The sequence below is a fragment of the Clostridium sp. TF06-15AC genome, from assembly GCF_003481165.1.
Taxonomy (GTDB): Bacteria; Bacillota; Clostridia; order Lachnospirales; family Lachnospiraceae; genus Otoolea; species Otoolea fessa.
Genome location: NZ_QUKS01000001.1, coordinates 623,777 through 645,702, shown reverse-complemented (window position 1 = coordinate 645,702; position 21,926 = coordinate 623,777). Strand labels below are relative to the sequence as shown.

Here is a 21,926-nt window from a genome sequence, read left to right as displayed (position 1 = left end):
ATAAAAGATAGGAGAAAAGCATGGGCTGTTGTAAATGTGAATCACAAGCGCAGGTCTGTCAGGGAGGAGAGACGGAACGCCACAAACACAGAAATCTGACCGAAGAAAAAGATCTGCTGAAACGTTTAAACCGGATCGAGGGACAGGTGCGCGGTGTGAAGGCGATGGTGGAAGACGAGCGATACTGCGTCGATATATTAAACCAGGTATCAGCGGTTCAGGCGGCGCTGAACAGTTTTTCCAAAGTCCTGCTGTCCAACCATATCAAAACCTGTGTGGTCGATGATATAGAGGCGGGAAATGGGGAAGAAGCAGTTGAGGAGCTGTGCAAGACCATTCAGAAGCTGATGAAGTAAATATAAATTTATTGAATTGAGTAAACACAAGCAACTATAGCGAAATATTAAACATAATAAATATTTTTAAAAATTCTTCAAAAAAAGTGTTGACATTCTCCTGGATTTATATTATACTACGTCATGTAATCGAGGCGTGGCTCAGTTTGGTAGAGCGCTGCGTTCGGGACGCAGAGGTCGCGTGTTCGAATCACGTCGCCTCGATTCTATTATAAAACATACGGCCTGTTGGTCAAGCGGTCAAGACGACGCCCTCTCACGGCGTAAACCCGGGTTCGATTCCCGGACAGGTCATCGAAAGTTGCTTTGGGTTTTCCAGAGCATTTTTCAAATTAAAATGCTTCCTTGGCTCAGTTGGTAGAGCGACGCATTCGTAATGCGTAGGTCGCCGGTTCAAGTCCGGCAGGGAGCTGACGAGTGGAAACCCTTGTAAATCAAGGGTTTTTCTTGTATCTGAATATAAAAAATGCCGTCCGAAAAGGGCGGCTTTTTGTGTTTTTGGGGACTATTCGGGGACTGAATTTTTTGTATTAGCCTTTTTGGATAAGGTATCAGCCAGAGCGTCAGAGGCTTTTCGATCTAGTTCTTTCAAGGCGTGACTGTAAATATTTAGTGTTGTTGTTACGTCAGAATGTCCTAGACGGCTTGCAACCGTGCGGATATTGACGTTTGAGCCGATCAGCAGAGTGGCGGCGGTGTGCCGTTACGGTATAATAACGACAAACAGAAAAAGCCTTTATTTTCAAGGGGTTTGAGCGTTTGTCGTCTTTTATTCAATTCCTTTTCCAAGTTGAAAATTGACGAAAACTATAAAGAAAAAAGGAGGCTGTTTTATTAACGACAAAATTTAATAGTGCCAGCGGTCCGGCTTTATGTCTGACCGCTGGTTGCCGTGGGCGTTTCACTTTTATAGGTGGACGCCCTTTTTTCATACTCATTTTCGAGAGAAAGGAGATCCACATGGAATTAAACGAAATGGAAAAAAAGCTGCTCTTTCAAGTGGAGGGCGATTATCAGACAAAGATCCTGAATGAACTTTATATGACCGTGCGGTATTCAAATAATTCCGAACAGCGGGAGGCGGCAGAAGGTCTTATGGCAAAACTTCGTGTTCTGTCAAATGCAGAGTGCATGGACTTGGTAAAAGATATTCAGAAGAATTACCGTCTGCCCTATCCAGCCCGGACGATTGGAGAAAAGATCGCCGAGGCCAGACAACAATCAGGGGCAGAAAAATTGAAGGGGCATGACATCATGGCACTTGAACGCTTTGATCCAGAAGTAAAGCACATGATCGTCTTTGATGTATTGTCTTACGATTCCCCTGTTGGCGACAAAGGCGATAAGATGCGCTTGTTCCTTACAGATGCCGGCTATCAGAAATTTTTAGAGAGCCAGGAACGGGGCGAAGTGAAACTGAAAAACCATGCGAAGGTCTCTGACGGTCATCTCCATTATGACCGCAGGGATCATGCCTTGTAACGGAATAGTCGAAGAAAGGAGGCGGTACAATGGCAGTATTCCGTGTAGAGAAAACAAAGGACTTTACGATAATGAGCAATCACCATCTGCGCAATACGGAGTTGTCCTTAAAGGCAAAGGGGCTTTTATCACTTATGTTGTCGCTGCCGGAAGATTGGGATTATACCACAAAGGGACTCGCCCATATCTGCAAGGATGGTGTGGATTCTATCACTACTGCCCTGAAGGAACTGGAGCGGCATGGTTATCTCACCAGACAGCGCCTCCGCTATGATAACGGGCAGTTGGGAGACATTGAATATACGATCCATGAGCAGCCTGTAAGTACCGAAAACACAGGGCTTTCACCTAAACGGGAAAATCCAAGACAGGTAAAACCAGAACAGGCAAAACCTAAACAGGCGGAACCTGAACAGGAAAATCCGGCACAATTAAATACTAATCCATTAAGAACAAAAAAATCAAAAAAAGATAAATCAATAACTTATCCATCAATCTATCCGGCAGAGCCGGAAGCGGCAAACCGCACGGATGGGATGGATCGGATAGAGCTGATAGAAGCCTATCGTGAAATCATCAAAGAAAATATCGAATATGACTTACTGGTCTTACGGTATGGCAGGGAACGTCTGGACGAAACCCTTGAACTTATGCTTGAAGTGATTTTGTCGAAACGCCCTTACATACGCATCGCCGGAGATGATTTTCCGCGGGAGATCGTCAAGAGCCGGTTCCTGAAGATCAATTCCGGTCACTTAGAGTATGTCTTTGACTGTATCGACAAGAACACGACGAAGGTCGGAAATATCAAAGCATATCTGCTGGCGGCGCTGTATAATGCCCCGGCTACAATGGACAGCTATTACCGTGCCGAGGTCAATCACGATCTGTACGGCTGTTAGGCACCTTTGGGTGTCTTTTTTCATTCCATCACAGGAAGGAGGCAAAGCACGATGAAAAGAATCACTGTGCCGGTACAATGCCCGGCGTAACCAAAGAACAGATTCAGGCAGCGCGGGAAGCTGATCTGTTTACTTACCTGCAGTTCCATGAACCCGGTGTGCTGAAACGGGATGGACCTAATTTCCGGCATAAGGAACATGACAGTCTGGTATATGTGACCGGGAAAAGGTACTGGTACTGGAACAGCCGTGGACGGAGTATCAATGCGCTGGACTACCTGATCCAGATTCGGGGATATGGTCTTGTGGATGCGGTTCATGCTCTGGTAGGTGGCGAAATCCGACATACACCGGCTTACCGAAGTACGGCAGAAATACAGGTATCAAAAGAACCGGAAAAGAAAGCATTCTCTCTCCCCTGGGCCAGACGTTGCGCGACCGCTGCGGTCTCCTATTTGCAGAAACGGGGGATCAGCTCAGAAGTCATTCGCCAGTGTTTACAAGCCGGGATTTTTTACGAAGCCCGGTATCATGGAGAACCGGTTTGTGTATTTGTAGGGAAAGATGATTCCGGGAAAGCGAAGTTCGCCTGTATGCGCAGTATCGGCGGCAATCTCAAAAAGGATGTCTATGGCAGCGACAAAGGATATAACTTTTGTTATCCCCCGCAAAGTCCGGGTAGCCGGCATGTGGCAGTCTTTGAAGCTCCTATTGATGCGCTTTCCCATGCAACGCTTCAAGAGCTGGAGGGATGGAAATGGAATGGTTACCGCTTGTCTTTGGGAGGTACTTCCCATGTGGCGCTGACTTCTTTTCTGGAACGCCACCCGGAGATCCGGCGTGTTACCCTTTATATGGACCACGATCTTGCCGGATTTGTCAATGCCCGGAAAATCAAGACCATGCTCCACGAGGATAAACGTTTCCGTCATATCCGGGTAAGTGTCAACCCTCCCCGGATGGGAAAAGATTACAATGAAAAATTGCTGGAGGTTCGGGAACAACTGCAAACCAGCCAGCACCAACGCCGCCCAAAAGAGGCGGCTGTTTCAATTTAGGGAGGATTTCAACATGAATGGATCTCAACATATCTGCTTTACAGACAGCGCCGGAAAAGCGCTGTTTTCCATTCCCGACAATGGTTTACTCTGCCTGTTCTATGGAAACGGGGACAGGCACTTTGCTGTTTGTCATCGTCTGGATGACACCCATGCAGAAATTGACGGGGTAAATTATTCGTTGCCGGATTTTGCCAAAAGGATGAAACACAACCAGATCAGCTTTGCCCCGGCATAAGGCTGGAAAACAAATAACAGGAGGATTTGAAAATGAAAAAAATTGAAAATACCGCTTTGCAGATGATTGCCGAGGCTTCCCGGTGTCCAGACTACGGCCCCGATATGGTTAAATCGCTGATGAAAAAGCTGGACATGAACGAAAAGGGCTTTGCGCTTTTGATGAATGTTGCCCCATCCACAGTGCGTCTTTGGACTAGCGGAGCTGCACAGCCTTGCGGCACAGCAAAACGCCTCATGCAGATTTATGAAACCGGTCCGGAGATTGTCGGCAAGATTGCCGGCGGGCAGCTACCGGCAGATGGGAGGGATTGATTAAATGGCGGGGACAGATAGCCAGCCGTTTGCGGAAAATGAGCAGGTCAAAGAGCTGCTTCACATGAAAGGAGGAATTTGATTGGATCAGGAACCACTACCGCAGATTCATTTGATCCGCGATACAGACTTATCCGTCTTTGCGTATGAGCTCCATATTTTTGCCGGAGATTTTCTCAGGGAATGCGAATTCAATATGCGTTCTCTGGCGACAAATGCCGGGGCTGATTCCATTGCCATCATGGGGAAAAATCACATGTGGCTTTCCGACGCTTTGTTTGCTTATTGTTCTACGGCAGATCTTCATCAAATGATCTTAACAACGGAGTTTATCGGAGCGAGGGCTTTCCTGTTTCATACGGATCTCAGAGAGGGCGGTCACTTGTACGGAGATGTCCTGATGATGGATTTAGACACGCTGCGGCAGGATATAAAACGAAATATCCTCTATCCCTGCGGCGTCAATATCGAACGCAAAGATGGTTCAGTGGCTACGGTCAGCCTGAAAGAATGGACTGGAATGGAGCTTTACGAAAAAGATGCTCTGAAAAGCTGGGGATTTTCTTATGCCCCGAATCAAGTTACGGAATGGCAGTACCACTATTCCACGATGTTCAGACAGTGGATGGATCAGGCATTTCGTTATATGCCCCAGGATTTAGAAGAACGCCTGAATATGCAATATATGGAGGCAGCCCAGAACCCGGATATGGATAAGTACCGCATACCACAGGGAACGGCAAAGCAGATGCTTCTTTATGACGAAGCCCCTGTGTATCGCCTTCTTCCATCCGGTTCGGAGAAAATTGCGCCCATCGCGGCAATCTCTACGGGCCTGTGGTATGAAAATTACCGGGAGTTTGCCATTGCACCGGAGGATTTAGGCGCTCTGGACAAACTGATCCGCAGGGAAACTGACCGGCTCACAGGAAACCTCCCACAACTTCACAAAAACGAAGAACGTCGCCCTGCCCCGGAGCGATAAGAATTTTACACTGACTGGAGGTGATGAAGATTGGCAGGAGTGCATGAAGATTTCGGCGAAAAGATCGGCGGTGCTAAAAAAGACCTGTGGAAAGACCGCGGGCTGTATGCAGATGATCTGGAAGCCATGAATGAGCGCGAAGCCGAAAAATTTGTGAAAAAGGATAATGTCTGGAAAAAGCCGGACTATGCAGCCATACTGGAGGAAGGGATTCCTCTTGGCGTGGTCTATTTTATCAAAAAAGCGAGGGACGGCTTAAACGCTTCCCCTCAGTATTACCGCACGGATGACACCCCGGAAAAACGGACCGCGAGACAAAAGGAATATATAAAAACAGTTCGGGAATTGCAGGCAGTGCTTTCAGATGTCCGTACTGCGGAGGATGCTGTGAGAGCCTATGACCGCTTTTTCGTTGACAATGGATATTTAGAAAAGGTACAGGGCTGGGGAAGCGGAATCCATTACCGGGCAACGAAAAAGGGACAGGACAATCCCGTGATCACAAACAAATTGTCCAATACCATGCTGATCCGCTCGGCTGAATATTTTGAGCGCAACTTTACTCAGAAAGCAAAAAAGGAACAGTTTTGTGTTTCCAAAGAGCAGAAAATACCGAAAGGTTATGCGATCCACTTCAACGACGGGAAACATACCTATTCTAAAAATGAGGACTGGAAACCCGGTACCTACTATGTGACAAAAGGCTATTCGATCCTGCGGACCAATTTTGAGACCAAAGAAGCTGCCCTGAAATGGGTGCAGGAACTTGCCAAAGGCAGGAACAAAAATGGGAAGATCCGGTTTGTCCCTCCCCAGCTCGCCCATGTCAAACGTACCGGCCCGGATTATCGGAATGGCGTGGAGATCACCGGACAGCATTATCTTGATACATTTGGGTTCCGCGGCGGCGAGTTTGGAAACTGGATGAACCAGAACGACCGTCAGACCTCCCTTAACATGGGATTTGAAGCACTAAAGGATTTGGCGTCAGCCCTTAAGATCAGCGATAAAGATATTGCTTATCAGGGAACGCTTGCTATCGCTTTTGGTGCAAGAGGCAGCGGCAATGCTGCGGCTCATTATGAACCTTTGCGTACAGTCATCAATCTTACGAAAATGCACGGGGCCGGTTCGCTGGCACATGAATGGTGGCATGGACTTGACGATTATCTTGGTACAAAGATGGGCGCAAAAGGAATGCTGTCAGAACAGCCCCGCCTCTATGCGCCGTTCCAAAAACTCATTGACACCATGAAGTATAAACCGGAAACACCGGAACAGGCAGCAAAGCGCACGGAAGCACAAACAGAACGCACCCGGAAAAATGCGGCAAGCTGGCTGGATTCCTCGGTTCTTGCCTCCCTGAAACGGTATGGCAATGAGGAACAGATGGAAACCTACGCAGTCTTGCGGGAAGCATTTTTGTCCGGCGAACCCGGCTCTGTGGAACAGATCAGCGCATTTAAGAAGAATGTTACCGGCCGGGTAATTCCCAAAAGTGAACGGGAACGGCTGGAAATTTTTGAGCGTATGCTTTCCGGGATGCAGGCGCAGGAAGCTCCGCAGATTGGACGGACGGAAACTGATTTTTACCGTAATTCGGTACGCATGGGAAAAGAATGTGAAAAAGACGGCGGTTATTGGGACAGCAACGTGGAAATGACAGCCAGAGCCTTTGCCTGTTATATCAAGGACAAACTGCCCTACACATCGGATTATCTGGCAGGCCATGCCGACTGTGCCCTTACCCTGGTTTCCGGTAAAGACGGAGAAATGGAGGTATTGAAAGCCTTCCCTGTGGGGGAAGAACGCCGTGCGATCAACGCCGTTTTTGACGAGATCATTCAGGATTTGAAACGGGAACAGCTATTGACCCATGCTGATGTAACGCTTCCCCTCTCTGTTTCTGAACTTCGTGAGGCAGCGGACGGTCAGCTATCCATGTTCGGCGTCGGCCGTCCTTCCGTGATGGATCAGCTTGCGGCAAACAGACCGACAGATAAAAAATCACCGGCTCAGACGGTTTCCAGAAAAAACCATGAGCCGGAAATATAGCAGGAGGTGAACAGCATTTTGGAAGAAAACAGGGATTACCATGCCTACCGATATGGCGACTACTTGACGCCGGGATCAGAGCTTAAAATAGAACACAGCGTAGTTTGTGAAAATGTGGACATTTCTACTCTGATCACAATGGGAACCGATAGCCTGGAAGCTATGCGCCAAGGAAGTATCGACGGGGAGCAGAAAGCCTATGAACTCGTGGTGGCTGCCGCAAAACAGTGGGAACAGCAGGCAGCGGCGACACAGACGATCAACCGGGCTTTGGAATATCTTCGTACACCGGAGATTGTACATACCGGCAATCAGTGGAAAGACACCGATAACTGGAGGGCGGATCAGAAAATCAGCAACCGGGTCTATCAGATGACCTGCAGTATTTGGGAAGATACGAAATATGACAGGGAAACAAAACAGAGTATTCCGGTTGCCTGGTATGTGACATGGGAAGTCCGTATTCATTCCCCGAAGCAGGGATATGGAGAAAAGATTGCCGGACAAAACCAGAAACGATATACAGATAAGAATGCAGCCATAAAATACTTGGACGGGCGGAAGAAAGCCTATTCCCATTTATTCACGGAAATTTCCCCGCCAATTCCGAAAGAATATGAGCGTCATTTTATGGTTCACGGCACTCTCTTACCTGGTTATACGGTTGAAGGACTGGAACAGACCAAAACGGAACATGCCGCCGAGGTTTCGGAGGACGGTATTTTTACGCCCCAAAACCAGGAGAAGCCTTCCGTCCTGGGGAAGCTCTCTGTGGCAAAAACCCAGGAAAAAACGCCAGCCGCTCCCGGTATGGCAATGAAAAAGAAGGAGGATATACAGTTATGAAAGTGTTAATGGTAGAGCCGGGCAAGTCCCCTTATGCTGCGGAGGTTGAAAGCGGTCTGAAATCTTTGCAGGCGGCAGTGGGTGGAGACATTCAGGCGGTCTATCCGTATGAGGACCCGGTGGCTCTGATCTGCAATGATGAAGGCAAGCTGATGGGACTGCCTCTGAACCGGGCTCTCTTTGATGATGACGGCCACGTTTATGATATTGTGTCCGGGAATTTTCTGATCGTTGGTCTTGGCGAGGAAGATTTTACAGACCTTTCCCCGGATCTGATGGAGAAATACGGGGAGCAGTTTAAGTACCCTGAAAAATTTGCAAGGATTGCCGGCGAGATTATTGCAGTCAAACAGCCTGCCACCAACGAACACAGGGAAAAACCGATGATGCACCATTCCGGCCCGGATTTGTAGAAAGAAAGGAGCCAATTATGTTAATGGCAGTAAATGAACCTTATGCCCTTATGGTGCAGCCGGACGATATTCTGATCTCTCCCCGTGAGGTAGATGAACATTTCGGGACGATGGTATGCTTCCATCCCCGCTATGCGCTGGGCGACCATCACAACTATATGGACAAAGATGACTTCCTGCGGGAAATGTATTTAGATACCGTAGGACATGATGAAGCCGGCATGAAACGCTATGAACGGATGGTAAACATTGTAAGCAGCCGTTTCCGGCATGGACCAAAGACAGAGGAACGGGCGATCGATGAAGCAATGCAGAAAGTAATTTCGGAAAAGTATCTGATGCTCCCCCTCTATCTCTACGACCACTCCGGTCTTGCCATGAGTACAGAAAGTTTCTCAGGCAGGGCTCCTCATGCAGAATGGGACAGCGGACAGGTCGGCTGGATCTATGTTTCCAAAGAAGATGCCCTAAGGGAATTTGACGCTGACAAGATGACCGGTGCTATCCGTCAGAAAGCAGACGCACTGATGCGCAGCGAAGTCGCTGCTTACGATTCCTATCTGCGTGGCGAATGTTATGGGTTTGAGCTTTATAAAAACGGGGAACTGTCGGATAGCTGCTGGGGCTTTATGGGTAACTTTTCCGATGTGTTGAAAGATATGGCGGAATACCTCCCGGATGAGTGCAAAGGGATGGTCGATCATCTGGAGGAACAGGAACGCCCGGCTACGATCATCAAGACGCTTTTGAAACATGCTAAAATTCAGGTCGATCAGGCAGCAAAAGCCTTTGAACACGCTTCCCGACAGCAGGTTCTTGGGGAAAGCCGGTAAAAAGTTATTTCCATATTATAAATACCGATTTTATCAGAAAGGAGGATGCTCTTGCAGGAAGATCTCGAACAACGAACGGTTTCTGTTTCTATACAGGCAGCAAAACTGTCAGGGCGGGTACTGCGTGCGGCTATTGCTGCGGTACTCCAAAAGATGGAACAGGAACACACAATGCCAAAAGTCGGGCGCAACAGCATGAAGCGGCTGACTTATAAAGACCCCGGAGCCAATACCATTGAAGTTTCAGGGCGAATCCGCTCTTTTGAACGGTATGCCAGAAAACATCAGGTACGCTACCATATAGAAAAGGAACTTGGGACCGATCCCCCAAAATGGACGGTATATTTCAAGGCAAACCAGGCGGATGCACTGACGGCAGCTTTTAAGGAATATACAAAGAAAGACCTTACACGCAGCAGCAGACCGTCGCTGCTTACACAGCTTCATAAGTTCAAAGAACTGGCACAGTCGCTTGGTCGTGACCGTGTAAAGAACAAAGAACACGGAGGACCGGAACGATGAAGATCGATGCAGAAACACTGAAAAAACAGGTCATTCTCCATCTTCCGTATCTTCTGTTTCTTCTGGTATTTGCCAAGCTGGGCGAGGCGGTGCGTCTGGCTCCTGGAGCAGACGCTTCCCAAAAGCTGTTAGGACTGTCCGAAGGCTTTGCCCTTGCGTTTCAGAATATGTGGCCGGGGGCGGCAATGGACTGGCTGATCGGTTTATGCGGTGCAGCCATTATGCGGCTGGCAGTCTATCTTAGAGGGAAAGACGCTAAGAAATACCGCAAAAATGTGGAATACGGTTCAGCCCGTTGGGGAAATAAAGCCGATATTGCCCCGTTTATGGACCCAAAGCCGGAAAACAATATCATTCTTACCCAAAGTGAAGGACTGATGTTAAACGGAAGGCCCAAAAATCCGGCCAATGCAAGAAATAAAAATGTACTGGTAGTCGGAGGATCAGGTTCGGGAAAAACGCGCTTTTTCATCAAGCCCAATCTGATGCAAATGCACAGTTCCTACGTCGTCACCGATCCGAAAGGTACAGTTCTTGTGGAATGCGGAAAGATGTTGCAGCGAGGCACGCCAAAGCTGGACAAGGACGGAAAGCCTGTGCGTAATGAAAAAGGAAAGATCATCTATGAGCCCTATAAAATACGGGTATTCAATACGATCAATTTTCAGAAAAGTATGCACTTTAACCCATTCGCCTACATTCACTCCGAGAAAGATATTTTGAAGATCGTCACGACTCTGATCGCCAATACCAAAGGCGAAGGAAAAGCCGGAGACGATTTCTGGGTCAAGGCAGAAACCCTGCTCTATACGGCACTGATCGGATATATCTATTATGAGGCTCCGGCAAACGAACAGAACTTTGCCACACTGGTAGAAATGCTGAACGCAATGGAAGTCCGTGAGGATGATGAGTCGTTCAAAAATGCCGTTGACCTTCTCTTTGACGCGCTGGAACAGAAAGACCCGGATCATTTTGCCCTGCGTCAATATAAGAAATATAAGCTCGCTGCCGGAAAAACAGCGAAGTCGATCCTTATTTCCTGTGCTTCCAGGCTGGCTCCTTTTGACATTAAAGAAGTCAGGGAAATTACCATGTATGACGAACTGGATCTGGATATGCTGGGGGATGAACGGACTGCTCTTTTCCTTATTATGAGTGATACGGACGGAACCTTTGCATTTTTGATCAGTCTGATCTATTCCATTTTGTTTAACCGCTTGTGTGAGCGGGCGGATGATGTATATGGCGGAAGGCTTCCCATCCATGTACGCTGCCTGATCGACGAGGCGGCAAATATCGGGCAGATCCCGAACCTGGAGCGTCTTATGGCGACCATCCGAAGCCGTGAGATCTCTGCCTGCCTGGTGCTGCAGGCGCAAAGCCAGCTCAAAGCCCTGTATAAAGACAACTTGGACACCATCATCGGTAACTGTGACGCCTCTCTTTTCTTAGGAGGCAAAGAAGAAACCACCTTAAAAAGTTGGAACTCCCTATTGGGGAAAGAGACCATCGACCTGTATAACACCAGTGTCACAAAGGGCAATCAGGAATCCCACGGACAAAATTTTCAAAAGCTGGGAAAGGATCTGATGTCGGTGGATGAACTGGCAGTCATGGACGGGGGTAAATGTCTGCTGCAGATCAGGGGTGTGCGGCCGTTCCTCTCCCGGAAATATGATATAACCAAACACCCAAATTACAAACTGCTTTCCGATTTTAATGAGAAGAACGCTTTTAATATCGAAAAGTTTCTTTCTACCCGGATGCCGATGCGTCCCGGTGAACGATACCGCAATTATGAAGTCACAGCCGAAGATCTGGCTTCCCAGACTTTATAAAGTTGTTCCTGCCTGTCAAAGCATGACGCCCTGGCAGGCTTTGTTTTTGTCACGATGAAAGGAGGATTTTTGAGGATTCGTGATTCTCCCTGAAAAGTAAATAACCGCAGGATTTTTCCTGCCCCATGCCGCCGTGCTGTTTGAAACAGATTTTTTCTAAAAACAGTGCGGCGGCTTTTTTTGTTTCCGGCCTGATACGGCCATATCACAAATTAAAATTTCTGAAATTAAAGGAGGAACATTATGGCATTTTTTGCAAGCGCGATTGATACTTTGAAGATCCTTGTGATCGCCCTGGGCGCAGGTCTGGGCGCATGGGGTGTTGTAAACCTTCTCGAAGGTTACGGAAATGATAACCCAGGTGCAAAATCCCAGGGGATCAAGCAGCTTATGGCAGGCGGAGGTATCGCTCTGGTTGGTGCAACGCTGATTCCGCTGCTTTCCGGCCTGTTCGGCTAAGGGCTGACTTATGGGCAGTCTGTTTGAATGGATAACAGACTGGATTAAAGAGGGACTGATCGATGCGATCACCGGACAGTACACCAGTATTTTCAACTCCGTCAACAACCAGGTTGCGGATGTGGCAAATCAGGTAGGACAGACCCCGCAGGGCTGGAATGGCGGCGTGTTTTCCATGATCCAGAATCTTTCGGAAACCGTCGTCATTCCCATTGCGGGCATGATCCTTACCTTTGTTCTGGTGTATGAACTGATCCAGATGATTCTCGAAAAGAACAACATGCACGAATTCGATACATTCAACATCTTCAAGTGGATTTTCAAGACTTTTGTTGCCACTTACCTGCTCACCAACTGTTTTACGATTGTGATGGCGGTCTTTGATGTGGCCCAAAATGTGGTGTCGCAAAGTGCCGGTGTCATAAACGGGAACCTGGATGTGCAGGCGGCGTTATCTGACCTGGAAACCCAGCTTGAAGCAATGGGAATGTGGGAACTGATTGGACTGTGGCTGGAAACCAACATCATCAATCTGTGTATGTGGGTACTGTCCATCGTGATCTTTGTCATTGTATATGGCCGTATGATCGAGATTTATTTAACCGTGAGTCTTGCACCGATCCCGTTTTCCACAATGGCAAACCGGGAATGGGGACAAATGGGAACCGGGTATCTGCGTTCCCTTTTTGCCCTAGGCTTTCAGGGTTTTTTGATCCTGATCTGTGTCGCCATTTATGCAGTGCTGGTCCAGTCTATCCCATCGTCCGGCGACGTGCACGGTGCGATCTGGGGAACGGCGGGTTATACGGTACTGCTGGCTTTTGCCCTGTTTAAGACAGGTTCGTTATCCAAATCCATATTTAATGCAAGATAGCATGAACAAAACCAATTCTAAAAAGGAGGATTTCATATATGAGTAAAACCAATACAGAAAAAATGGCATCGGAGACACAGACGCCGGAAATGGCAAACGGCATGAAGCTGGATGTCCGCGTGCGTCCGATCGCTCCAATGGGAAACCTGCTGGCGTTTGCCAATGTTACGATTGGCGGATGCTTTAAGATCGACGGCTTCCGTATCTGTTCCAGTGAAAAGGGGCTGTATGTCAATATGCCCGCAACCCAGGATAAGGGCGGCAACTGGAAAGATGTCTGCTGGCCGGTTACGGCAGAGTTCCGCAAGCAGCTCAACGATGCTCTCATTGATGGGTACGGCCAGGCTATTGAAAATTTGCAGGCGACTCTTGAAGCGGCAAAGGGAGCTGCGGAAAAACCTTCCCTGACCGGTACATTGAAGGAAAATGCCGGTAAGGTCAAAGAACAGCCGGCCAAATCTTCCCCATCTAAGAATGAGCAGGCTCGCTAATGCCGGAAACGAAACAGTACGGCATTATCTATGCCGATCCGCCCTGGAGTTATGACAGAAAACATGGAAGCGGCGTTGCGGAAAACCATTACCCCACGATGAGCATTGAAGAAGTCTGTGCCCTGCCGGTATCGGAACTTGCCGCAAAAGACAGCGCCCTCTTTCTGTGGGCAACCTTTCCGCAGCTTAATGAAGCCTTCCGGGTGATCGATGCCTGGGGTTTCAAATATAAAACGCTGGCTTTTCTATGGCTCAAACAGAACCGGAAAGCGGATAGCTGGTTTTATGGTATGGGCTTTTGGACCCGCTCAAACGCGGAGGTCTGCCTGCTGGCAACCAGAGGCCGACCGAAACGCCAGTGTGCGGGAATCCATCAGTTTGTGATCTCCCATATTGAGCAGCACAGCAAGAAACCGGACGAGGTGCGGGATAAAATCGTAAAGCTTATGGGCGATCAGCCCAGAGTGGAGCTGTTTGCAAGACAAAAGACACCCGGCTGGGATGTATGGGGCAATGAAGTGAACTGTACGCTGACTATGCCGGAGCGAAAGGGGTGATTTTGATAGAACAAGATGCAAAGCGGCTGCTTATGGAACGGCTGGACGAGTGTTTGAAGGTTCATGCGGATATGCTGGATGCACAGAACATCGGCAGTATTTACGAGTTACAGGGACTTTCGGAACTCCACTATTATCTGAAGGTTGAGCATGTATTTACTCCGGCGGAAGTAGAGTCGCTTCTTTCTTTTCAGGACCCGTTGGATGTAGCCCGATGGTGCTGGGAAGAAAATAACCATGAACACAGTTTCCCGATCTGTGATCTTCTCAAAGAAATTGATGCAGAGCAAAAATTTGAACATTTCACAAGCGAACCTTCCGCACAGGACAAATATACGCTCCTGATGAAACGGCTGGGACAGAATTACTTTGCTTACAGGGAAAGCCTTATGTCAAGAGATAAGGAATCCTTAATTGAAAAAGCTGCTGAAATTACAGCCATGCAGGAGGCGTATTCCTATCTGACAACAAAGTTTGAGTTCAGGGATGAAATGCTGGATGATGTGCTGGCGCTTGAGAATCCTTTGAAATACTTTGCAGACCGTTGGCTTATGCCGGTTTCAGATGTGTTCGACGTGGATATGGATATTCGGGAAAATATTGCCGGAATCCGAGACAGCCAGGAATACCTGTGTCAGAGAGAGCCGGCTGTTTCTGTCCTGGCACGGCTGCAAAATGCGGCTCAGGAAGTGCGGGAATGTCCGGCTGCGGAGAAACCGGTACGCGATTTCGGTGCACGGTAATGGGCCGGAAATTATATTACGATGGGAGGTGTATAGATGCCTTATGTACCTGTACCAAAGGATTTAACCAAAGTTAAGACTAAGCTGGCCTTCAATCTGACGAAGCGCCAGCTTATTTGTTTCAGCCTTGCCGGACTTGTCGGCCTTCCGGTGTATTTCTTTACCCGCGGGGCGATCGGCAATTCGGCGGCTGTACTTTTGATGATCGGGCTGATGATGCCCTTTTTCTTCTTCGCCATGTATGAGCGTGACGGGCAGCCGGCAGAAAAGATCTTGAAGAACCGGCTCCGTTATAAGCTCTGGCCGAAGGACCGTCCATACAGGACGGATAACCTGTATAAATCTATGTCAAAGAAGGAGGTTACAAAGATTGCCAAAAAACAAGCAGCAGGAAGCTCAGGAAAAGCGTCTGCAAAAAAACATCAGGCAGGCCAAAAAGACCGGAGCCGATGCAAAGCAGGGCAAAACTAAGTCTGCCCGTTCCAAGCCGTCTAAAAAAGGCGGCTTTTTTGCCGGGCTGAAAGCAGATGCCCCGCAGACGGTCCAGCAGAGCATTCCCTACCGTGAAATGTACCGGGATGGGATCTGCCGGCTGACTGATACCCTTTACACCAAAACGGTGCAGTTTTTTGATATTAACTATCAGCTTGCACAGGCAGATGATAAAGCACAGATCTTCGAGGGTTACTGCGATTTCTTAAATTACTTCGACGCCTCGATCCATGTGCAGCTTACCTTTATCAACCAGCGGGCCAATATGCAGGATTTTACCAGAAGCATTGACATCCCTCCCCGCGGCGACGAGTATGACGGAATCCGCAGGGAATACGGGGATATGTTAAAGAACCAGTTGCAGAAAGGAAATAACGGTCTCACCAAACGTAAATACATTACCTTTGGGATCGAGGCAGATGACCTGCGTACTGCGAAAATGCGTCTGGAACGCATTGAAACGGATGTGCTGGCAAATTTCAAGACCCTTGGAGTCCAGGCAAGATCCTTAAACGGACTGGAACGTCTGGAGCTTCTTCACAGCCAGCTTCACCCGGACGGTCAGGAAAAGTTTCATTTCCAGTGGTCGGATCTGCCTAAGACCGGTCTTTCTACCAAAGACTTCATTTCCCCATCCGGGCTGTCTTTTTCAAAGGATGGAAAGACATTCCGGGTAGGCGATCATTCCGGTGCTGTCTCCTTTTTGCAGATTTTGGCGCCGGAGCTTACCGACCGGCTTTTAGCGGATCTTCTTGACTTAAACGACGCCGTGACCGTCAACCTGCATATCCAGTCTATCGACCAGGCGCAGGCGATCCGAAACATCAAGCGTAAAATGTCGGACCTGCAGAAAATGACCATTGAGGAACAAAAGAAAGCGGTCCGATCTGGGTATGACATGGACATCATTCCCACCGACCTTGCCACCTATGGAGAAGAAGCCAAAAATCTTTTGCAGGATTTACAGAGCCGCAATGAGCGCATGTTCCTTGTGACGGTACTGGTGGAAAATATCGCTGCCAAACGTCAGAAGCTGTTCAATGATATTTTTGCCGCTTCGGGTGTGGCACAGAAATACAACTGTGCCTTAAAACGGCTGGATTACCAGCAGGAACAGGGGCTTATGTCCTCGCTTGCTCTTGGTACGAACCAGATTGAAATTGAGCGCGGGCTTACGACCAGCAGCACAGCGATCTTTGTACCGTTTACCACCTGTGAACTGTTCCAGGAGGGCGAGGCATTGTATTACGGCCTGAACGCCCTTTCCAATAACTTGATCATGGCGAACAGAAAAACGCTGAAAAACCCCAATGGGCTGTTTCTCGGTACCCCAGGAAGCGGCAAATCTTTCTCTGCCAAGCGTGAGATCGTCAATGTGTTCCTTCTGACGGAGGACGACATCATTATCGCCGACCCGGAAAATGAGTATGGGCCGCTGGTACAGCAGTTCGGTTCCCAGGGGCAGGTCATTGATATTTCCCCTACTTCCACGAACTACATCAACCCGATGGACATCAATCTGGACTATTCCGATGATGAAAACCCGATCACTTTGAAAAGTGATTTTATCCTGTCGCTGTGTGACCTTATCATCGGCGGCAAAGAAGGACTTTCCCCCATTGAAAGGACGATCATCGACCGTTGTACCAGACTGGTGTACCGGGAATACCTGCAGGACCCGTGCCCGGAAAATATGCCGATCTTAGGTGATCTTTACGAGCTGCTTTTGAAACAGTCTGAACCGGAGGCACAGAATATCGCAACGGCGCTGGAAATCTATGTCAATGGTTCCCTTAACGTGTTCAACCACCGTTCCAATATCCAGATGGATAAACACCGGGTACTGTGTTTCCAGCTTAAGTCACTGGGAAAAGCCTTAAAGGAAATCGGGCTTTTGATCATGCAGGATGCGGTGTGGAACCGTGTCACGGCCAATCGCTCCAAACATAAAACAACCTGGTTCTATATCGACGAATTCCATCTTCTTTTGAAAGGGCAGACAGGAAGTTTCAGCGTGGAGATCTGGAAACGCTTCCGTAAATGGGGCGGAATCCCATCAGGTTTAACGCAGAATGTCAAGGACCTTCTGGCTTCCCGTGAGATCGAAAATATTTTTGAGAACTCGGACTTTATCTATATGCTCAACCAGGCCCAGGGAGACCGTCAGATTTTGGCAAAGCAGTTGGGAATCTCCCCGCACCAGCTTTCCTATGTGACCCATTCCGGTCCCGGCGAGGGGCTTTTGTTCTTTGGAAATGTGATCATCCCTTTTGTGGACCACTTCCCGAAGGACACACTCTTGTACAGCGTGCTTACCACAAGACCGGATGAAGTAGCGGGGACCAAAGCGTGAGACAAAAATTAAAATGGATCGGAGGTGAGAACAATGGCACACGACAGGGAATTTCAAAGGAGGCGCAAAGATACCCGGATGCCGGTGCGTGATTCCCACGGGGAGGATCAACCGGCAGCCAGGCAGACCGAACAGGATTTTGACCTGCGCAGGGCACGGGACACCCCTTCTTCTGTCAACGGCAAGACACACAGGCAGGACATCCCTGTACAGACGGAATTTTCCCATCTGTCACCGGAAACACCGGCGTCCTTGCTGGAACAGGGCGAAGCGTATGCAACCGCTTTGGATGGTTTTTCGGAACACTTTGAGACACCGGATGCTACCAGGACAGCGCCCCCGATACAGGACAACGTGCGAAGCAATTTCCGGCAGGAGGCTTCCAGGCGTTCTTTTGTAACAGAGGATGTGACAGACCATGATACCGGAAAATATGCTCCTTCTTCCGAAGGCTCAGCCCCACCGAACGGCACAGACAGATCCGGTCAGGAACACCGTTACCGAACACACCAGCATGGGAACAAATATCAGCAGCGTTTTCAGGAAGCGGCACAGGCGGAGGAACAGGCAGCGCAGAAGGAAAAGGGTATGGATAGCGAACCGCCGAAAACATCCAAGCTGGAATTTACTGCGGATGAACTACCGCCGGAGACAAAGGATAAAAAGCTCACCCATGCAAGACGGAAGGCGGAACGGACTGCACAAAAAGCAGAGCAGGCGCAAAATCGTCTACCTGCCCGGAAGAAACTGCGCATGGAGACGGTTTCCGACCCGGAGACCGGAAAAGCCAAAAAACACTTAAAATTTGAAAAGGAGGTCAAATCCCAAAAGGTCCATGTAAAAGGACCTGTACCCCTGCGTCCGGTCAAGGCGGGCGCCAATACTGCCATTGGTTACGCTCATAAAAAGATTTATGAGGCAGAGGATGAAAATGTGGGCATCAAGGCAGCCCACCGCTCTGAACTTGTGGGCGAGGCAGGGCTTCGCACGGCATATCACCGGCATAAAACTGCCCCCTACCGAAAGGCAGCGAAATTACAGCAAAAATCAGCAAAAGCAAACGCAAGACTTGCTTACCGGCAGGCTCTTAGCGACCACCCGGAGCTGAAGAAACATGCGATTGCCCGGATATGGCAGAAACAAAAACTGAAAAGGCAGTATGCCAAGGCTGCCCGTGAAGCCGGGAAACAGGCAAAAAATGCCGCAGTCGCAACAGAGAGGGTCAGCGTCGGTATTGTCCATGCGGTCAAACGGCACCCTGTAATCTGCCTTGTCCTCCTGCTTCTCCTTTTGGTAATTTTCCTGATCACATCCCTGTTTTCCACGTTCTCCAATATCGGGACCGGCGGTCTGGGAAGTCTGGCTGCTTCTACCTATCTTGCAGATGATCAGGACATCAACCAGGCGGAGCTTACCTATACCGAATGGGAAACGGATCTGCAAATGGAAATAGACCGGGTGGAATCAGACCGCCCCGGCTATGACGAATACCGGTATAACCTGGGCGCAATCGAGCATGACCCGTATGTGCTGATGGGGTATCTGACTTCTGCTTATCAGGGATTTACTTACGATGAAGTGGAAAGCGTGCTGCGGCAGCTTTTCCAGGAACAATATACCCTGTCCTTTTCAGAAGAAACCGAGATCCGTTACCGCACCGAAACTTCCGTTGATCCGGAAACCGGGGAAGAAACCCAGGAGGAAGTGCCTTATGAATGGCGCATCTTAAATGTCAAGCTCACAGTCACACCTCTAGAAAACCTGGTCGTTTCCCGGATGAACGCAGACCAGAAAGAGATCTGCGAGATCCTGCTGCAGACAAAAGGAAACCGCCAGTATGTCAAAAATGTCTTTGGCACCAACTGGCTCCCTTATGTGACCAGTTATTACGGCTACCGGGTACATCCCATCAGTGGGGAAAAGAACTATCACACCGGTGTGGACATCGGGATGACGGAGGGCACAGAGATCCTTGCCGGGCATGACGGAACGGTCACCCTTGCGGGAAATGCCGGCGGTTATGGCTTGTGTGTCGCTATTGAAGGCGAGGCATACGAAGGACATACCCTGACGACCAAATACGGGCACTGTTCCCAGATCCTTGTTTCTGCCGGGCAGGAGGTCAAAGCCGGGGATGTGATTGCAAAGGTCGGGAATACCGGAAATTCTACCGGGGCCCACCTGCACTTAGAAGTCCTGGTTGACGGCCAGTATTTGAATCCCCTGTATTTTGCCGATACCGGCGATACCAGCGAACGGCACCTGCCGGAAGTTGGTTCAGGCGGCACAGGAAACTACTTCGATTATGACATTCCACCGGAAGCCCTTGCGGATGAACAGTTTGCCGCAATGATGGCCGAGGCGGAAAAATATCTTGGCTATCCGTATGTATGGGGAGGCGCAAGCCCTTCCACTTCCTTTGACTGTTCCGGCTATGTGTCCTGGGTGATCAACAACTGCGGCGTTGGCTGGAATTTCGGAAGGCTGACCGCGGATGGTCTTTTAGGTGTATGTACGCCGGTATCAAGTGCGGATGCAAAACCGGGCGACCTGATCTTCTTCCAGGGGACCTACAACACCAGCGGCGCAAGCCATGTAGGGATCTATGTGGGAAATGGAATGATGATCCACTGTGGAGACCCGATTTCTTATGCAAACATCAATACAAGCTACTGGCAGCAGCATTTTTATACATTTGGGCGTCTGCCTTAACAGATTGGAGGTAATAAATTGAATCCTAAAATTGAAAAACTGGAAAAGGAAATTGAAAAGACCAAAACAAAGATTGCGGAAATGCAGGCAAAGCTCCATAAGCTGGAGGAACAGAAAACAGAGCTGGAAAATACCGATTATGTAGCGGTGGCGCGCAGTTTCAAACTGACGCCCCAGCAGCTTGCGGATTTTTTGAAATCACAGCAGGCAGCCCCTTCGGAAACTGTTTTACCGCAGGAGAAGGAGGATGTGCATGAGGCTTAAAAAACTTTCCCTGCTGCTGGCGCTTACGCTTCTTGTAAGTGTCAGCGCATTACCTGTAACGGCTCATGCCGGCGGTTCCAAAGACACCACACCTCCAACGCTGACTGCTTCCATGGAGGGCGATGCCCTGAAAATAGAAAGCAGTGACGATCTATCCGGCGTGGAGGCGGTCTTTGTTGATGAAAACCGTATCAACTCCCTCACCGACGGGAAAGCGTCGGTCGCACTGAAAGATTATGCCGGAACAGAAAAACAGGTAAGCATATACGCAAAAGATTATGCCGGCAACCGTTCTGATGTGGTAAAGCTGGATAATCCGTATTACAAAGAACCGGCTCCTGAAAAGAAACCTGCTACGACAGCACCCCAGAGTCCGTCCGGTACACAGACAAAACCGCCTAAGGAAGAAAAACCTTCCGGCTCAAACGCTGCAACCCCTTCCGGCGGCGGAAATTCTTCCGGTTCAGATAACAGTACCGGACAGCAGGAAAATACTTCTGCGATCCCGGAAGGTGCATTTACCCCGGAAGGCACCGGAACGGTACAGGACAACATCAGCGGTACGGATGGGGAAAAACAGTTTTACACCATCACTACGGACGCGGGCAATGTCTTTTATCTGGTGATCGACGGGAAACGGGAAGATAACAATGTCTACTTCTTAAACGGCGTCACAGAGTCTGACCTGATGGCACTTGCAGAAAAGAACAATGGCAGCATGAGCATGATCCCCCAGGAAGAAAGCTGTAACTGCACAGAAAAATGTGAGGCAGGAAAGGTTAATACCGGCTGTCCGGTCTGCAAAAATGACTTAAATGGCTGCAAAGGAAAAGAAAAGCCGGCGGAAACTGAAAAACCGGCAGAACCGGAAAAGCCGAAGAAAGAAACCGGCAGCGTCGGCACGATCCTGTTTATCCTTGCTGCCTTACTTGCGGTCGGCGGGATCGGTTACTATGTAAAAATCGTGCGTCCGAAACAGCAGGCCGAGGACGATGCGGAATTTGAGGATGACGGTTATGGCGAAGGCTTTGACCCGGATGAGGCATACGGGGAACCGGAATATCTTTCCGAGGATGATTTTGACGACAAGGACAGCAAATAAGGCTGTCCTTTTAGATTTTATGAAAGTGAGGATT

General features: G+C 49.0%; 23 protein-coding genes and 3 tRNA genes. All 26 read left to right on the top strand.

The genetic code is table 11. From position 1 onward, the window contains the following. Positions 1-20 precede the first annotated feature (20 nt). The 26 genes from DXC57_RS02905 (at position 21) to DXC57_RS02775 (ending at position 21,892) form a co-directional block, all read left to right on the top strand. Positions 21-356 (top strand): metal-sensing transcriptional repressor, encoded by a 336-nt coding sequence (locus DXC57_RS02905; protein WP_022358560.1) that lies wholly within the window; start codon positions 21-23, stop codon positions 354-356. 130 nt (positions 357-486) lie between these two features. Then, a tRNA-Pro gene (locus DXC57_RS02900) sits at positions 487-560 on the top strand. Positions 561-578: 18 nt separating this feature from the next. Beyond that, positions 579-650 (top strand) — tRNA-Glu (locus tag DXC57_RS02895). A gap of 45 nt (positions 651-695) precedes the next feature. Further along, a tRNA-Thr gene (locus DXC57_RS02890) sits at positions 696-768 on the top strand. A gap of 548 nt (positions 769-1,316) precedes the next feature. Continuing rightward, positions 1,317-1,838 carry a DUF5720 family protein gene (locus DXC57_RS02880; protein ID WP_005361050.1) on the top strand — a complete coding sequence of 174 codons (522 nt, stop codon included), beginning with the start codon at positions 1,317-1,319 and terminating at the stop codon, positions 1,836-1,838. Positions 1,839-1,867: 29 nt separating this feature from the next. Then, positions 1,868-2,740, top strand: a complete 873-nt coding sequence (locus tag DXC57_RS02875) for a DUF6017 domain-containing protein (RefSeq protein WP_118651066.1) — start codon at positions 1,868-1,870, stop codon at positions 2,738-2,740. Positions 2,741-2,817: 77 nt separating this feature from the next. Then, entirely contained in the window at positions 2,818-3,798 is a 981-nt protein-coding gene (locus DXC57_RS02870; protein ID WP_117514325.1) for a DUF3991 domain-containing protein, read from the top strand. Positions 3,799-3,811: 13 nt separating this feature from the next. Next, positions 3,812-4,036 carry a hypothetical protein gene (locus DXC57_RS02865; protein ID WP_055156485.1) on the top strand — a complete coding sequence of 75 codons (225 nt, stop codon included), beginning with the start codon at positions 3,812-3,814 and terminating at the stop codon, positions 4,034-4,036. 32 nt (positions 4,037-4,068) lie between these two features. Further along, positions 4,069-4,350: a hypothetical protein gene (locus DXC57_RS02860; protein ID WP_005361060.1), complete on the top strand. Its 282-nt coding sequence runs from the start codon at positions 4,069-4,071 to the stop codon at positions 4,348-4,350. A gap of 82 nt (positions 4,351-4,432) precedes the next feature. Continuing rightward, positions 4,433-5,335 carry a hypothetical protein gene (locus DXC57_RS02855; protein ID WP_118651064.1) on the top strand — a complete coding sequence of 301 codons (903 nt, stop codon included), beginning with the start codon at positions 4,433-4,435 and terminating at the stop codon, positions 5,333-5,335. A 126-nt stretch (positions 5,336-5,461) separates the two neighbouring features. Beyond that, on the top strand, positions 5,462-7,390 hold the full coding sequence (locus DXC57_RS02850) for an LPD1 domain-containing protein (protein ID WP_227087270.1): 1,929 nt from the start codon (positions 5,462-5,464) through the stop codon (positions 7,388-7,390). An 18-nt stretch (positions 7,391-7,408) separates the two neighbouring features. Beyond that, complete coding sequence (locus DXC57_RS02845; RefSeq protein ID WP_118651062.1) at positions 7,409-8,236, top strand: hypothetical protein; 828 nt, start codon at positions 7,409-7,411, stop codon at positions 8,234-8,236. Next, positions 8,233-8,649, top strand: a complete 417-nt coding sequence (locus DXC57_RS02840) for a DUF3846 domain-containing protein (RefSeq protein ID WP_118651060.1) — start codon at positions 8,233-8,235, stop codon at positions 8,647-8,649. The genes DXC57_RS02845 and DXC57_RS02840 overlap by 4 nt, the downstream gene beginning before the upstream one ends. Positions 8,650-8,666: 17 nt before the next feature. Further along, the gene (locus DXC57_RS02835) at positions 8,667-9,482 is read left to right on the top strand and encodes a hypothetical protein (protein WP_118174139.1); all 816 of its coding nucleotides are present in this window, start codon (positions 8,667-8,669) and stop codon (positions 9,480-9,482) included. Between the two features lie 45 nt (positions 9,483-9,527). Further along, positions 9,528-10,004, top strand: a complete 477-nt coding sequence (locus DXC57_RS02830; protein ID WP_330421660.1) for a PcfB family protein — start codon at positions 9,528-9,530, stop codon at positions 10,002-10,004. Continuing rightward, positions 10,001-11,845, top strand: coding sequence for a VirD4-like conjugal transfer protein, CD1115 family (locus DXC57_RS02825; RefSeq protein WP_118651058.1), 1,845 nt, complete (start codon positions 10,001-10,003; stop codon positions 11,843-11,845). The genes DXC57_RS02830 and DXC57_RS02825 overlap by 4 nt, the downstream gene beginning before the upstream one ends. Positions 11,846-12,088: 243 nt before the next feature. Then, positions 12,089-12,304: a Maff2 family mobile element protein gene (locus DXC57_RS02820; protein WP_005361081.1), complete on the top strand. Its 216-nt coding sequence runs from the start codon at positions 12,089-12,091 to the stop codon at positions 12,302-12,304. A 10-nt stretch (positions 12,305-12,314) separates the two neighbouring features. Beyond that, positions 12,315-13,178, top strand: coding sequence for a VirB6/TrbL-like conjugal transfer protein, CD1112 family (locus tag DXC57_RS02815; protein ID WP_005361084.1), 864 nt, complete (start codon positions 12,315-12,317; stop codon positions 13,176-13,178). 38 nt (positions 13,179-13,216) lie between these two features. Next, the gene (locus tag DXC57_RS02810) at positions 13,217-13,669 is read left to right on the top strand and encodes a SpoVG family protein (protein ID WP_118651056.1); all 453 of its coding nucleotides are present in this window, start codon (positions 13,217-13,219) and stop codon (positions 13,667-13,669) included. After that, positions 13,669-14,226, top strand: a complete 558-nt coding sequence (locus DXC57_RS02805) for an MT-A70 family methyltransferase (RefSeq protein WP_118447551.1) — start codon at positions 13,669-13,671, stop codon at positions 14,224-14,226. Before DXC57_RS02810 ends, DXC57_RS02805 begins: the two co-directional genes overlap by 1 nt. Next, the gene (locus DXC57_RS02800; RefSeq protein ID WP_243101265.1) at positions 14,223-14,969 is read left to right on the top strand and encodes a hypothetical protein; all 747 of its coding nucleotides are present in this window, start codon (positions 14,223-14,225) and stop codon (positions 14,967-14,969) included. Before DXC57_RS02805 ends, DXC57_RS02800 begins: the two co-directional genes overlap by 4 nt. Positions 14,970-15,005: 36 nt before the next feature. Beyond that, positions 15,006-15,440: a PrgI family protein gene (locus DXC57_RS02795; protein WP_117505240.1), complete on the top strand. Its 435-nt coding sequence runs from the start codon at positions 15,006-15,008 to the stop codon at positions 15,438-15,440. Between the two features lie 97 nt (positions 15,441-15,537). After that, positions 15,538-17,814: a VirB4-like conjugal transfer ATPase, CD1110 family gene (locus tag DXC57_RS02790; RefSeq protein WP_117442489.1), complete on the top strand. Its 2,277-nt coding sequence runs from the start codon at positions 15,538-15,540 to the stop codon at positions 17,812-17,814. A 33-nt stretch (positions 17,815-17,847) separates the two neighbouring features. Continuing rightward, positions 17,848-20,526 (top strand): CD1108 family mobile element protein, encoded by a 2,679-nt coding sequence (locus DXC57_RS02785; RefSeq protein WP_118651054.1) that lies wholly within the window; start codon positions 17,848-17,850, stop codon positions 20,524-20,526. 18 nt (positions 20,527-20,544) lie between these two features. Then, the gene (locus DXC57_RS02780; RefSeq protein ID WP_025577937.1) at positions 20,545-20,790 is read left to right on the top strand and encodes a DUF4315 family protein; all 246 of its coding nucleotides are present in this window, start codon (positions 20,545-20,547) and stop codon (positions 20,788-20,790) included. After that, complete coding sequence (locus DXC57_RS02775) at positions 20,780-21,892, top strand: DUF4366 domain-containing protein (RefSeq protein WP_117468867.1); 1,113 nt, start codon at positions 20,780-20,782, stop codon at positions 21,890-21,892. The genes DXC57_RS02780 and DXC57_RS02775 overlap by 11 nt, the downstream gene beginning before the upstream one ends. The last annotated feature ends 34 nt before the right edge of the window (positions 21,893-21,926 follow it).